At 48.6% G+C, this 14,827-nt stretch carries 7 protein-coding genes; 2 read left to right on the forward strand and 5 right to left on the reverse strand.

Annotated elements, in window-relative coordinates:
- Positions 1 to 40 precede the first annotated feature (40 nt).
- Together gyrA and IEY24_RS06580 are read left to right on the forward strand one after the other, a co-directional pair.
- Positions 41 to 2,671, forward strand: a complete 2,631-nt coding sequence (gene gyrA / locus IEY24_RS06575) for a DNA gyrase subunit A (protein WP_188929834.1) — start codon at positions 41 to 43, stop codon at positions 2,669 to 2,671.
- Positions 2,672 to 2,743: 72 nt separating this feature from the next.
- Positions 2,744 to 4,201 (forward strand): tetratricopeptide repeat protein, encoded by a 1,458-nt coding sequence (locus tag IEY24_RS06580; RefSeq protein WP_188929836.1) that lies wholly within the window; start codon positions 2,744 to 2,746, stop codon positions 4,199 to 4,201.
- 446 nt (positions 4,202 to 4,647) lie between these two features.
- Here the strand turns inward: IEY24_RS06580 and IEY24_RS06585 are convergent, their stop codons facing one another.
- The 5 genes from IEY24_RS06585 to IEY24_RS06605 all read right to left on the reverse strand — a co-directional run bounded on the left by IEY24_RS06585 (position 4,648) and on the right by IEY24_RS06605 (position 14,436).
- Entirely contained in the window at positions 4,648 to 5,532 is an 885-nt protein-coding gene (locus tag IEY24_RS06585; protein ID WP_188929838.1) for a hydroxypyruvate isomerase family protein, read from the reverse strand.
- A 25-nt stretch (positions 5,533 to 5,557) separates the two neighbouring features.
- Entirely contained in the window at positions 5,558 to 6,454 is an 897-nt protein-coding gene (locus IEY24_RS06590; RefSeq protein ID WP_188929840.1) for a hydroxypyruvate isomerase family protein, read from the reverse strand.
- A 240-nt stretch (positions 6,455 to 6,694) separates the two neighbouring features.
- Positions 6,695 to 9,391, reverse strand: coding sequence for a c-type cytochrome (locus IEY24_RS06595; RefSeq protein ID WP_188929842.1), 2,697 nt, complete (start codon positions 9,389 to 9,391; stop codon positions 6,695 to 6,697).
- Positions 9,392 to 9,639: 248 nt separating this feature from the next.
- The gene (locus tag IEY24_RS06600; protein ID WP_188929843.1) at positions 9,640 to 11,151 is read right to left on the reverse strand and encodes a RagB/SusD family nutrient uptake outer membrane protein; all 1,512 of its coding nucleotides are present in this window, start codon (positions 11,149 to 11,151) and stop codon (positions 9,640 to 9,642) included.
- Between the two features lie 39 nt (positions 11,152 to 11,190).
- Entirely contained in the window at positions 11,191 to 14,436 is a 3,246-nt protein-coding gene (locus IEY24_RS06605; RefSeq protein WP_188929845.1) for a SusC/RagA family TonB-linked outer membrane protein, read from the reverse strand.
- Positions 14,437 to 14,827: the final 391 nt, after the last annotated feature.

A 14,827-nucleotide genomic window follows, 5' to 3' on the forward strand; every position in this document is an offset into this window, starting at 1 on the left:
GGTTAGCCCAACTTAAATTTTGATTCTTTTCTAATTCTTTATGGCAGAATCTTCTGGTGAAAACATTATCCCGATTAATATCGAGGATGAAATGCGTGGAGCCTACATCGATTACTCGATGTCCGTTATTATCTCCCGCGCTTTGCCCGACGTTCGCGATGGTCTGAAACCCGTTCACCGGCGGGTCCTTTATGGAATGGACGATCTGGGCGTAAGCTACAACCGGGCCCATAAGAAGTCGGCTCGTATTGTGGGTGAAGTTTTGGGTAAATATCACCCGCATGGCGACTCCTCCGTTTATAATACGATGGTGCGTATGGCCCAGCCATGGTCGTTGCGCTACCCGCTTGTCGATGGTCAGGGTAACTTCGGATCTGTCGACGGCGACAACCCGGCGGCAATGCGTTATACCGAAGCCAGGCTGAAAAGAATTGCCGACGAGCTGCTTGCTGATCTCAACAAAGACACGGTTGACTTCCAGCCCAACTTCGATGACTCGTTGAGCGAACCTACGGTCCTGCCTGCTAAATTCCCGAACCTGCTTGTTAACGGATCGTCCGGTATCGCGGTAGGTATGGCCACCAACATGGCGCCGCACAACCTGACCGAGGTAGTGGACGGCGTGCTCGCTTACATCGACAACAACGACATTACGATCCCGGAACTGATGGAGCATGTAAAAGCTCCTGACTTCCCGACGGGTGGTATCATTTATGGTTACAATGGCGTACGTTCTGCAATGGAAACAGGCCGTGGCAGCATCATCATGCGTTCCAAGGCGCAATTTGAGGTTTCCAAGACCGGGCGCGAGCAGATCATCGTAACCGAAATTCCCTACATGATCAACAAAGCGGCGATGATCGAACGGATCGCGTCGCTGATCAACGATAAGAAACTCGACGGCATTTCCGACATCCGCGATGAATCGGACCGTGAGGGTATGCGCATTGTTTTCGACTTGAAAAAAGATGCTATACCTAATATTGTATTGAACCACTTGTACAAATACACGCCGTTGCAGACCTCTTTCGGGGTGAACAACGTCGCGCTTGTAAAGGGACGCCCGGTTTTGCTGAACCTGAAAGACCTGATCAAGCATTACGTGGATCACCGGATTGTGGTTATTACCCGCCGGACCGAATATGAACTGCGCGAAGCGGAAAAACGCGCACACATTCTGCAAGGTTTGCTGATCGCACTCGATAACCTCGACGCGGTGATCTCACTGATCCGCGCAGCCCGTGACCCGGAAACTGCGAAGAACGGATTGATGGAGCAATTCAGCTTATCGGAAATCCAGGCGCGCGCGATACTTGAAATGCGTCTGCAACGTCTGACCGGTCTTGAAAGAGAGAAGATCGTGAAGGAATATGAAGAGATCATGGTCCTGATCGCCGACTTGAAAGACATTCTTGCCAATGAATTCCGTAAGTTCGAGATCATCAAAACCGAGCTGACCGATATTAAGGAACGCTACGGTGATGCACGCAGAACGAAAATCGAGTTCTCGGCGGAGGAATTCAGCGACGAAGATATGATCGCCGATGAGGAAATGCTCATTACCATTTCCAAGGAAGGATATATCAAACGTACGCCGCTTTCGGAATACCGTACGCAAACAAGGGGAGGAGTTGGTTCACGCGGTGTGAAAACCAAAGACACCGATTTCACCGAGCATTTGTTCTCTGCGACAATGCTTAACTACCTGTTGATATTCACCGAATACGGTAAGTTGTTCTGGATGAAGGTTTACGAGGTGCCCGAAGGAAGCAAAACTTCCAAAGGCCGCCCGATCCAGAACCTCATCAGCCTTGAAGGCGGTGACTCGATCCGGTCGGTTATCAATGTGAAGACGCTCTCGGATGAGGATTATATCAACAATAATTACCTCATTATGTGTACCGAGCAGGGCACCATTAAAAAGACTTTGCTCGAAGCATATTCACGTCCGCGTACAAACGGTATCATCGCGATTTCGATCAATGAAGGCGACCGCTTGCTGAACGTTGCGTTAACCAACGGTGACAACGACATCGTGATCGCGTCGGCTGCCGGTAGGGCGGTCCGCTTCAACGAAAAGGGCGTGCGACCAATGGGACGTACCGCTGCCGGTGTTCGTGGTATCAACCTGAACGATCCCGACAATAAAGTGATCGGTATGGTATGTATCAGCCGCGAGGATGCCCAATTGCTTGTTGTTTCTGAAAATGGTTTTGGGAAGCGCTCTGCAATAGAAAGTTATCGGGTAACAAATCGTGGTGGTAAAGGAGTCTCGACCATGAATGCAACCGACAAGGTAGGCAAGCTGGTGGCGATTCGCGAAGTTACCGAAGAAGACGACCTGATGATCATCACACGTAACGGTATCGCTATCAGAATGAGCGTGCTTGATATCCGTCAGGCAGGACGTAATACCCAAGGCGTGAAACTGATCCGTCTGAACAGCTCGGATGAGATCACATCGGTAACCCGTATTCTGAAAGATCCGGATGAGAAAGCCGAAGATGAATTGGACGAAGATGGAAACGTAGTTCCAAAACCGGTAGCGCAGGTTGAAGGCGCATTGGCAGAAGATGTGTTGGTTACAGACGAGTTGGATGAGGAAGACGAGGATGTCGCTGACGACGAAGAGGAGGACGATGAAGAGCCTTCCGACGACGCAGAGGCATGATTTTTGTAAAATTTATATTAATTGATTTATATTTAGAACTCGAACAATCAATCACAACCAAAGTTAATATTTATGAAAAAACTGTTTTTTGTTTCTGCACTTAGCCTGTTCGGCTGTGCTGCGATAGCGCAGGACGCTGTGAACAAGGCTTTGGTAGATGGATTTCGTAAGGAAAAGGAGAAAAGCGATAAAGATGCCAGTGACCCGAAAGCAAGTGCCAAAGCCGCTTTTTGGCTGGAACGCGCTAAACTTTATGAAAACATAGCCCTACAAGGTTCAGAAGTAGATTCTAGTGCAGCAAAAACGGCTTTGGAAGCCTATAAAAAGGTTGTTGAGCTGGATGTTACGAAGAAAGGGGAGCCAGGGAAATCATCAAAAGAAGCTGCGAATGTTATCGCCGGCGGTGAAGGAACCCAGCTTTTCAATGCATTCGTAAAACAAGGTGCGGAAAAGTACCAGGCTAAAAACCTGAACGGTGCCTTGGAAATGTTCCAGGCTGCCCAACAGATCAACAAAAAGGATACTTTGGCATCGCTTTATGGTGGTATCGCGGCACAACAGCTTGATAAAAAGGATGTTGCAAAGGCATCATTTGAAACATACGCAGCGAACGGCGGTAAAGATCCCAGCGTATTCTACGGTTTGGCGCAGCTATACCGTTCTGAGCAGAACTTCGACAAAGCGGTGGAGACTTTGAACAATGGTTTGAAACAATCTCCGGGAAACAAGGACCTGAAAGCGGAAGTTGTTAACATTTTGCTGGCCTCAGGTAAAGAAGATCAGGCAATCAAAGAACTCGAAGCTTTGGCAGTAGCCGATCCTAAAAACACCCAAAATGTGGTAAACCTGGCTATTCTGTACGATAACATGTACAGAACATCTACCGACAAAGTGAAGCAATTGAACGGTAAAGTAGGTTCGGGTAATAATGCAGTTGCAACCGCTACAAAGGCACTGGATGCCGAAAAAAGTAAGATCGAAGTCTACGACGGCGAAGTAAAACGTATCGGAGCGTTGATCAAAAAGCAGCCAAAAAATGCCGACCTGAAACGCCAGCTTGCTGATGTGAACGCGAAGAAAAAAGAAAGTGTAGAAGCGATTGCTAAACTGGAAGGAGAAGTAAAAGCTGCACAGGAAGCTGCGAAAGGACAAGACGTAGCCGCATTGGAAAAAGAACTTGCTGATGCGAAAGCGAAACAGAAAGAAGCAAGCGAGAAGGCGGTACTGAATTATAAGAAAGCACTGGAAATCGACGCAACTAACTACGACGCGCTTTACAACCTTGGTGTATTTTATTTCAACGAGGCTGTGCAGCTGAAAGGCGAAGTTGATAACATGAATATGACCGAGTACCAGCAACGTGGCAAGGAAGTTGAAGGTCGTGTTTGCGGTAAATTCAAAAAAGCAAAACCATACTTCGAAAAAGCAATCCAGGCTAAGGACGAAGCGGAAGCTAAGGACAACCTGACCAACCTGAACGGCGTATTGGAACAATTCGCTGCCAAAGGAGTTGCTTGTATTGAAGAATAGTAAATGTCACGAAGCTCTTGCTTCGCTTACAAGATAGAAGAGCGCATCGGGTAATCGATGCGCTCTTCGTTTAGGAATATCTATTTAACATAATATAAATTATACAACAGGTCGACTCAAAAGTATGAGAGTATGGGACCGCTTGACAATGTTGACAAATACGACGATCTGTAAGTAAGCTTATACTTGGATGGGCACTAGATTTTGCTATCCTGTCTCAGATATCGAATCGTAAATTTTGTGAAAATCTCAGGCTGCGTGTTTAATGGTTTCTCTGAGTTAATTCACTGTAATTGAGCATTATTTCAAGGCTTTTGCAGTCTTCAAAATTAACCTGTGGAAATTCAAAATTGCCTGGAAATGCTGATTTGAAGGCTTTTTGAGCATTTCAAACAGCATTTCCAGGCAATTATCAGAGGAAAATCTCAAAATACTTTGCTTCCGTATCACGCAATATCGCAAATCTTCACACACTGGGCCAAAGAAGCCAGCGGCTCGCGCTTCGGAATGAACTCCTGTGCGACGAATCCGTTGAAACCGGTTTCGACGATCGCTTTCATGATCGCCGGGTAGTACAGTTCCTGGCCTTCGTCGATTTCGTTGCGGCCTGGAACGCCGCCGGTGTGGTAATGGCCGATGTATTTGTGGTATTGCTTAATGGTCGCGATAACGTCGCCTTCCATGATCGACATGTGGTAAATGTCGTAGAGCAACTTGAAGTTTTCGGAACCAACCATTTCACAAAGTCCTGCGCCCCAGGCTGTGTGGTCGCACATGTAGTCGCGGTGATTGACTTTGCTATTGAGCAATTCCATGATCATCGTAATGCCATGCTTTTCAGCTGACGGCATCAGGCGGCGCAGACCAACGGCACAATTCCGCATACCGTCGTAGTCGGACATGCCGCGGCGATTTCCCGAAAAGCAGATGACGGTTTTATAACCAGCTTCTTTCAGTTTTGGAAAAATGTCCTCGTAACTTTTGACAAGTTCATCGTGCAAGGCCAAGTCGTTGAAACCTTTTTCGATACCCATACCTGCGCCGTTAGGCAACGCGCACGTGAGCCCGTACTTTTTCAAGGTCGGCCAGTCTTCCGGTCCGAGGAGTTCTATGGACGTGATCCCGATCTTCTTACATTCCTGTGCGAAAGTGTCGAGCGGAATTTTACCGTAGCACCATTTGCAAACCGAGTGGTTAATCTTACCATTCAGTTTAGCACCCAGTACTGATTCATTTTTTGCGAAAACTTCCGAAATAGACATCATTCCGGCAGCTGCTCCTGCGGCTGTTCCCGCTGCAATATTTTTTAACGCGTTTCGTCTCGTTGGCATAGTGTAAATTGTTGAATATCAGTCTTTAAGAAATATCGCAAATAGTAACCCCCTGTTTCAGCGAAGCCAGATCGTCACCGCGGCTTGGGATAAATTCCTGCCCTACGAACCCTTTGTAACCCGTTTCTACAATCGCCTGCATAATCGCCGGATAATACAGCTCCTGCGTCTCATCGATCTCGTGCCTTCCGGGTACGCCGCCTGTATGATAATGGGCGATGTATTTGTGATACTTTTTGATCGTCGCCACTACGTCACCCTCCTGGATTTGCATGTGGTAAATATCGTAGAGCAGCTTAAATTTTTCTGAACCAACCGCTTCGCAAAGGGCTGCCCCCCACTCTGTCCGGTCGCACATGTAGTCTTTATGGTTGACCTTGCTGTTGAGCAATTCCATCACCAATGTTACATTATGCTTTTCTGCTGTTGGAATCAGTTTGCGGATCCCTTCGGCGCAATTACGAATTCCGTCATAATCCGACATTCCACGGCGATTTCCAGAAAAGCAAATGATCTTGTCATAACCCGCAGCGCGTACTTTGGGGATCACATCTTCAAATCCCTTGATCAGTTCCTCGTGATTTTTCGGATCGTTGAAACCCTTATCGATGCTGCGCGTAAGACCTTCGCCCCAGGGCAATGCACAGGTAAGCCCGTATTTTTTAATGACCGGCCATTCTTCCGGACCAAGCAGCTCGATAGACGTGAGCCCGATCTTCTTGCATTCCTGTGCAAACGTATCCAGTGGAATTTTGCTATAACACCATTTGCATACGGAATGATTGATCTTTCCATTCAGCTTAGGGCCAAGCGCCTTTTCTGACGCGGCAAACGCACTGGCGAGAGAGGTTGAAAATGTACCCAAGCCCGCTGCCGCTGCCATACTTTTAAGTGCTTTCCTTCGATTTGAGAGTGACTTCATTTATCAGTTGACTATCTAAATATACTATTTGACCATACGCGCACTGCGCCCCCTACCCTTTTTCAGCAACGAACGCGTTTGTATATACGTTATATTTGCTGCTCGTGTTCTATTTTGCAGTATCCATAAAAAAGTAGTGATGCTACCGGATCCGTATTTGCTTTGAAAGCATCAGGACCAACACGCAGCACCACTATCTTAAGCCTAATTAATTATAATCTACTCAAAAATTCATGTGATCTATTTTCCGCTTTTCGGTGCTCCCGACTCGGAATAGATCGGATTATTTTTGTTACCGCCTGCCATCAGATAAGCTACCAGGTCTCTCAGTTCATTCGGGTTCAGACCGTTGATCAGGCCGGGAAGCATCATAGACACCGGTGATATTTTGCTGGACACAACGTCCTTCTTAGCTACCTTGCGGATCGTTTTCGTATCGAACGGGTTTTGAGATACGTAATAGAAATTAGCATCCTGGTTTACCTCGCGGCCTACGATCGACTGTCCGTCTTTCATTTGGAATGAGATCGAGGCATATTGGTCAGACACCGCTTTATCGGGTTCGATGATCGCTTCGAGCATGTCCTTCACAGAGAAGCGGGTTCCAAGTTGTGTCAGTTCGGGACCTACATCGGCACCTTGGCCCTGGATAGTATGGCAACGGCTGCAAAGAACGGCTGAAAAAATCTGCTTGCCGCGCTCGAAATCACGGTTGCTAAGGCTGTCTTTAACGAGTTCAACCGCCTGGTCAACTTTCCAGCCACGTCCCGGACCTTTCGGCGTGTAGAGCTTCACGAGATCGTTTCCGGTTCCGGTAAGTAATTCAGAACCAGATAGTTTGTTAAAGTAAGCCACTTTGTCGCTCGGTACGTTTTTCAATGCAAGCTGACGGGCCTTGTCAATAAAGCCGATGTAGCTGCGTCCGCCCTGATAGCTGAATGCTTTATGGAACCATTTGAAATACTCTTCGCGGGATGCAGGTGTCCAGCCGGTTTTAGCACTGCTTAGCATAATCGCGTAGAACGTTTGCTGCTGCGGCGGCATTTTTTCCAGCAAACCAGCCAGGTCGAGACCATATTGCGGGTTACGGAGGATCAGGTCGGCGGAAGCGGTTACCATTTCATTGTCCTTATCATCGAACTTCTCGTTTTTAGCGATCAACGCAAGGGTCTTTTCAACTACTTTTGGTGCTTCGATTGTTACAAGTATTTTGGCTAAAAATCTGTTTTGCAATGCATTAGCAGACGGATATTTAGGATTCAGATAAGCGATCAATGCAGCTTTCGTCGCAGCATCCGGTTGGCCGGCGCGGTACAAGATCACTTCCACAGCACGCAACAGCGCTTGTTTGTTAAGGTCGTCGAGCTTCGCGTAATCGATCGTTATCAGTTTTTTCAAAAGGGGCCCTCCTACCTTTGAGGAATCACCCTGGCGGCCCAATGCGATGGCCGCATAAATGATCGATTGCGGATCTTTCTCAGCGTAAACTTTGCTTTCCCACTGACTTACAGGCTGGTGTTCAATAGCCAACCGGCCCGCGTAGCGTAGGAAACGGTCCGGGCTTTTCAACAATGGCCACGCCTGGTCGATCGCTTTCGGATCTTTCTTAACATGGTACTCTTCAATGGCGGTACGTTGCTTGTGCTCGCTGGTAACAACCGGCGTTGCAGTGTTGGAGCCTGGTGCAATGTTCTTGTAGTCACCATAATACACACGGTAAAGATCCGATTCCAGACGACGACCGCCGGTCAGGAAGTACAGTGCGCCGTCAGGTCCGATGGCGCCGTCGGTCAATGGAAGCGGTGCGCCGGAGAGGAACTCTTCATGGTCAGCAGTGTAAGTCGAGCCGCTTGGTTTCAGGTGCAAACCGTGCACGATACCAAAACTCCAGTCGAATGCGAGCAATGTGTTTTTGTACTTCGCAGGGAAACGCGCGTCTTTCAGATAAATAAGGTTGGTTGGCGATCCTTGTCCGATGTTCATGACCGGCGAAAGGAAATCGGCAAATGCAGGCGAAGTGTTGGCAGAACCTGTTCTCCATCCGAATTCACCACCGCTTACCGCATGGCAAACGCGGGTTGGACGATACCAAGGCGTTCCGAAATCCCACTCCATATCCGAGTCATAAGCGAAAAGGTCACCCGCTTCGTTGAATGCGATATCATAGGGGTTACGGAAACCGGCTGTGTACAATTCCCAGTTTTTTCCTTCGGGATCGGTATGGGCAATCCAGCCTCCCGGAGCATTACGATCCGTCGCGTGGCCGCGCGGGTCTTTAATGAACGGGAACAGGTTGTCGTTTTTCCAGTTCGGCATCAAACGATAAATATCCATCTGTGGCAGGTCGGTGAAGTTACCGGCCACTACGAAAAGCGATTTCTGATCGGGCGCCATTACAATACTGTGCGGACCATGCTCGCCCTCGCCTTTCAGCGGCTTGATGAGCGTGATCTTGTCGTACTGATCGTTGTTGTCGGTGTCCTGCAAACGGTACAAGCCGCTTCCTTTCGGGAAACGTGCATTCGACCGGTTGTTGATCATTACGTAAAGGCTATTGAATGCGTAGAGCAAACCGTGCGCATATCCCATCGCAACTTTCGCGGTATCTCCTTCGATTTTAAGTATCTCAACCTGAGGCTTGTCGGTAGAACCAATTGCCGGCAGCACCAGACGGTACAGTCCGCCATACTGGTCGGAAGTGATCATCCTTCCCTTGTTGTCGAAGGTCATGGATACCCACGAGCCGTTCTTTTCTTCCGAAACACTATATAAATGATCGGCCTTGAAGCCATCCGGAAGTTTCAGTTTGTCGACCTTTGAGCCGGGAGGACGGTGTTTGGCAGTTCGGTTGCTTAGCATCACTCCACAGAAGACCCCTACGGCGAGCAGTACCGCGAGCGTCATCGGAAGTTTTGACCATTGTTTTGTTGTGTACATTTTACAGCTCAGAGTTTAAGTAAATATGATTGATAAAAAAGGATGAAGCGCAGGAGGGGTTGGTGATTAAGTATCCTGGTTCTTAAATAAAGCAAACTAAAACTTCAAATAATCTGATATTACAATATTAGATCGAAACATCGGTGAGACTATCCTGTTCTGTGGGGTATTAGGCCGATTAGTATGATCATAATGAAAAAAGTGCAGCGAGCTTGCGCCTGCTGCACTTTTTTATTCTTTTGCACCCATCAGAAATGTGGCGTCAATGCAGCTTCAACAGCAGGCAGACCATAATAGTCATCCAGTACCGTGAATGCATTTGGCGGAGGCACAGCGCCTGTCTTGAAGTAGTATGCCTGCGGATTCGCTTTCACCTTGGCACCATAAGCCCCGATGATTTCCTTCACGCGACCCGTGCGGGTGAGGTCGAACCAGCGCTTGTTTTCAAATGCCAGCTCTATTCTTCTCTCCTTGAAGATCGCCTCGCGCATATCTGCCTGGGAAGCAGCTTTGGTTGCGGCCAGACCGGCACGTGCGCGAACCTGGTCGATGTAAGTAGCGGCGTCGGCCGGTTTACCTTGTTCGTTCAAAGACTCGGCGAGGAAAAGCAACACTTCGGCATAGCGGTAAACGGGCCAGTTCTGACCGGTGTTGTTATGCAGTGAATGTTGCCGCGCGTACTTTTTGATATAAGGATAAACCTTGTTGTCGTTCAGGGAGCCGCTCAACGTTACGGAACCGATCGAAATGTCCTTTCTCTTGTCACCGGTTTCATATGCCGCGATCAGATCGGGCGTAGGAATGTTGTTACTTTCCTGAGAAGTCGGTTGGGGATTGGAAGTTCCTGTAATCGGCGCGATTTCAGCAGCAGTGATAGGCGACGGAATGAAGCGGTAAATTTGGTTACCGTTATAGCCCGAAGAACCTTCCATATACTGGATCTCGAAAATAGACTCCTTGTTATTCTTGTTACCGGTTGTGGTAGAGAAAGCATCGTTGTAGTCGGGCATCAGTGCATACTGCCCGCTTGCTACGATTTCTTTCAGCAAAGGCTCAGCGAGCGCCCACTTTTTCTGGGTAATGTAAAGATTGGCCAAAAGCGTCTTGGCCGTACCAGAAGTAACACGACCAGCTTCCTGTTTGGCTTTATCATACAGGCCGGTAATAGCTTCCTTAGCGTCTTTTTCAATTTGCGCATAAATCTCCTCGGTAGTCGACAAAGGCAGTGGCGCATCTTCGCGGCTGGTCACAGGCACCAGGTGAAGCGGTACTTTACCGAATAGGCGTACGAGATCGAAGTAGGCAAATGCCCGCAGGAACAATGCTTGTCCTTTGAGGTTCCCTTTCGATGCCGCATCGAAATTGACGCCGTCGATCAAGGCGATGATCTGATTAGCACGTGCGATGACCCGATAGTTCAATCGGTACTGAACCAGCACGTTGTCGTTCGCCGTAACCCCATTTGCGGTCGGTACCGCAAAGTCAGCCACGTTTTCGGTAGGGTCCACCGCGCCGTACAATGTGTTCCGGGCGTAATAGGTGTTATCCGAATGCATTTCTTCTAAAACCCACGCACGCTCGTTGTACATCTGCCGGAACGGTTCGTAAGCCGCATTGACAGCCTGCTTGAAGTCGTTTTCAGAGGTAAAGAAGTTGTTGGAACTCAATGCAGTTTCCGGGTTCACCGTCAGGAAGCTGTCACCGCAACCGGTAATCATGCCCGCCGCCAGAATCCACGCTGCTATATATTTTGTTTTCATTTCTATCGGAATTAAGATGAGCTATTTTACAAGTCAGGCTTAGAAGTTCAGGTTCACACCGAGCGTCCATGTACGTGGCACCGGGTAGTTTGAGAGGTCTATACCCTGGCTCAGGTTACCGCCATCGCCTTGTCCGTCACCTTGTGCGCTGGTTTCAGGGTTAGGTCCGCCCCAATATTTGGTGAAAACATATACCTGCTGTACGCTCGCATACAAGCGCGCCGATTTGAAAAACTTATTGATACCACCCAATTGATAACCAAGCGTAATGTTTTTGAGTGTAAAATAAGAAGCATTTGCCAGGAAGTGAGAGCTTGCCCAGTCGCGTTCGATACCGGTGAAGTTACCGCCGTTATTGGTAGCACCGTACATGCCTTTACCTGGTGTGATCACTGTCTGGGCCTCTTGCGCGCCGGTTACGGGGTTCGGTCCGTTTTTCACGCGGAAGCGGTCTTTGGCCCCTGCCACCATATTGAATACACCGTCGAGGTTGGCAGTGCTGTACAAGTGGCGCACCCATAGCTGGTTACCCTGCGATCCCGATCCTGTGATCGATAGATCCCAGTTTCCATAGCTGAAAGTGTTGGTAAGACCGTAGGTGAATTTGGGGAACGGGTTACCGATGATGGTCCGGTCGTCGGCATCACCACCGTTGGTAATCACGCCATCACCATTCACGTCTTTGAACTTGATGGTACCGATCGCCGAGCGGCCTGGAATGATCGGACTGCCCGCCAGTTCTTCTTTGCTCATGTAGAAACCTTGTTTAACTAGACCGTAGAACTGACCGAATGGTTGACCTACCTGCGTAATGTGGAATGTACCATACACGCGGTCGATACCCGGTGCAAGTTCCATTACTTTGTTACGGTTGATCGAAATGTTCGCATTAGTTGTCCATTTCAACTTGCCCATGAGGTTACGGGTGGTAAGCGAAAATTCATGTCCCCAGAATTTGATCTCTCCGATGTTGTCGTTATAGTTGGTAAAACCTGATTCCTGCGGAACCTGTACCGCGTAAAGCAGGTTGGTGGTCCGTTTGGTGTAGAAATCGTAAATGAACTGGATGCGGTCGTTGAAGAGCCCCAGGTCAAGGCCTGCGTCGAATTGCTTGGTAGTTTCCCAGCCGAGGTTGGAGTTCGAGAGCGAAGTCACCTGTGCACCGGTGGCCACCGTGCTTCCGAAAACGGCGTTGGTCGTGTTGTTCACCAAAGCATACTGCGTGTAGTTACCGATGTTGTTGTTCCCAATCACCCCGTAGCTCGCGCGGAATTTGGCAAAGGAAACTTTCGGGATCGACTGCATGAAGTTCTCGTCCGAGATTACCCAGCCCACCGATGCCGACGGGAACGTACCCCAGCGGTTGTTCGAGCCGAAGCGTGAAGAACCATCCGCACGTACCGCAGCAGTGAAGAGGTACTTGCCTTTGTAGTTGTAAGTCAAACGTGAGATGTACGACATCAATGCCCATTCATTGGCACCGTTGAAAGTGTTGGAACCGGAAATGCCGTTCACGTTAAAGTTTCCACCGCGGTCGATGTTGATTGCACCCTGGATAGTCGGAAGGCGGTCATCGGTGTAGGTGTTAGCCGTGATACGGTCGAACTCCTGACGGAAACGTTGTTGGGTAAAACCAGCCAGCAATTCGAAATTATGCTTTTCATTGAAGCTGTGGCTGTAAGTTGCCAGGTTTTCGTTCAGCCATGAGAAGTTCTGATAGTTCTGACGGATCGAAACGGCAGTGGTTGGAATCGGGACGTTGATCGCGCTCGTAGCAGTCGACGGGTTGAAAAAGAAGAACTTATTGCTCTCCATTTCCACGTTCAATGTCGATTTCAACGTCAGGCCTTTGATCGGGTTGTACTGGATATACGTGTTACCCAGCAACTTGTTGATCTTCGTTTCATTGGTAAGCTCATTGGCGGCGCGCACCCAGTTCGGGTAGTTGAAGATATTGCCCGTGCTTCCAGGGAACGTATTGAACTTCGTCAAATCGCCGTTGGCATCGCGGATCGGCATCACCGGCCACGTATGCAATGCATTGAAGAGCACGCCCGTTCCGCGGTCACCGTCGGTCCTGGGGGTATTGTCATATACAAATTGCGGGGCGACATTGAAGCCGATTTTCACTGTGTTGGAAATGTCGTATTCAGAATTCATCCGCAGTGAATACCTTTTATAGTTGTTATTCAAAACAACCCCTTTCTGATTGAAAACCCCGGCCACGAGCGATGTGCGCATGTTTTCCTTATTAGAGCTGATACTCAGGTTGTAGCTCTGGATCGGTGCCGTGCGAAGCAATGCGTCGTACCAGTCGTTGTCTTTGCCACGGTATTTGGAAGGATCCTGGAATTCGGCAGGTACTGTTTTGTTCTCATCTTCGAACATTTCTTTTTTGAACTGCGCGAATTCTTCTGCATTCAGCATTTTAACGCGACCTCTCATCGGTACTTTCTGAATACCGGCAAAAGCACTGAAACTAACGCTCGTCTTGCCCGGTGTACCGCGCTTGGTCGTGATCAACACAACGCCGTTAGCTGCACGCGAACCGTAAAGAGACGTCGATGCGGCATCTTTCAGAATGGTAATGTCCTCTATTTCATCCGGGTTCATCTGACCGATGGTACCGGTGATCGGAAAACCGTCGATCACGTAAAGCGGGTCGCTACCAGCGGTAACCGACACCTGCCCGCGTATACGTACAGACATCCCCTGCCCCGGCTTACCGGTCGTTTGGTTGATCTGCACCCCCGCAAGACGTCCTTGCAGTTTTTGAGTTACCTGCGAAACAGGAATATCTTTCAATTCCTCACTTTTGACGGTTTGCACCGAACCTGTAATTTCCTTTTTCAACTGGCTACCATAACCCACCACCACGACCTCTGTCAGCGCTTTGGCGTCAGGAGCGAGTTTGATATCGATTGTGGAGCCCGCTCCGACAGGAACTTCCTGCGTGAGGAAACCGACTGACGAGAAGATGAGTACCCCACCCCTGTCAGGAATGTTGATGGTATACACGCCGTCGGCATCGGATACCGTTCCTGTCGTGGTACCTTTGAGGACCACGCTCACACCCGGCAGTTTTTCACCGGTGTCGTCGGTAACCTTTCCCTTGATCGTCCGGTCGGCGGTGACATTGCTGCTTACAACCAGCGGGTTAAGATTGATACTATTATCGGCCATTGCATTGAATCCGCAAGCAACCCCGATGAGCGCCTGGCCCACGGAAAGTTTCAGGATCGAATTCAATCGTGCACAATAAGGAGATTGGCGAAATTGATTCATAAGCTTCATTTTTAGATTTAGTAATTAGCAGAGGCCCGGAGCATTGTCCAAAACATCCGGGAGGCAAGGTTAATCGGTTAAGCTCTCTATTCTCATAGTCATCGGTTTAAGTGAACATATAGTCGGGTTGGGAAAATGCAGAGTTTGTTTGGCCTGAAAGTTGGCAGTGCTATCGTTGATGAAGATTGGAGTACTCTAAGAAATAAATGTCTTTGTGACGTATAAAAGACAATTATTCATGCTTAAAGTAATATTTATGCAATACTAGAAGGAATGCAAGAACAGACTGTCCTGCTGTGTCTGGTTTTGATTAATATTTAATAAACATGAGTTTTTTGGATATATCTTATATTAAGGAAGGGCTTTTCAGGAGGATGCAGGGGGCATGTCG

It is taken from the genome of Dyadobacter endophyticus (assembly GCF_014641595.1).
Classification (GTDB): domain Bacteria; phylum Bacteroidota; class Bacteroidia; order Cytophagales; family Spirosomataceae; genus Dyadobacter; species Dyadobacter endophyticus.

Bases quoted from the DNA above. Each gene is read 5' to 3' on its own strand.
- gyrA (WP_188929834.1), top strand. From the start codon at position 41: ATGGCAGAATCTTCTGGTGAAAACATTATCCCGATTAATATCGAGGAT.
- IEY24_RS06580 (WP_188929836.1), top strand. From the start codon at position 2,744: ATGAAAAAACTGTTTTTTGTTTCTGCACTTAGCCTGTTCGGCTGTGCT.
- IEY24_RS06585 (WP_188929838.1), bottom strand. From the start codon at position 5,532: ATGCCAACGAGACGAAACGCGTTAAAAAATATTGCAGCGGGAACAGCC.
- IEY24_RS06590 (WP_188929840.1), bottom strand. From the start codon at position 6,454: ATGAAGTCACTCTCAAATCGAAGGAAAGCACTTAAAAGTATGGCAGCG.
- IEY24_RS06595 (WP_188929842.1), bottom strand. From the start codon at position 9,391: ATGTACACAACAAAACAATGGTCAAAACTTCCGATGACGCTCGCGGTA.
- IEY24_RS06600 (WP_188929843.1), bottom strand. From the start codon at position 11,151: ATGAAAACAAAATATATAGCAGCGTGGATTCTGGCGGCGGGCATGATT.
- IEY24_RS06605 (WP_188929845.1), bottom strand. From the start codon at position 14,436: ATGAATCAATTTCGCCAATCTCCTTATTGTGCACGATTGAATTCGATC.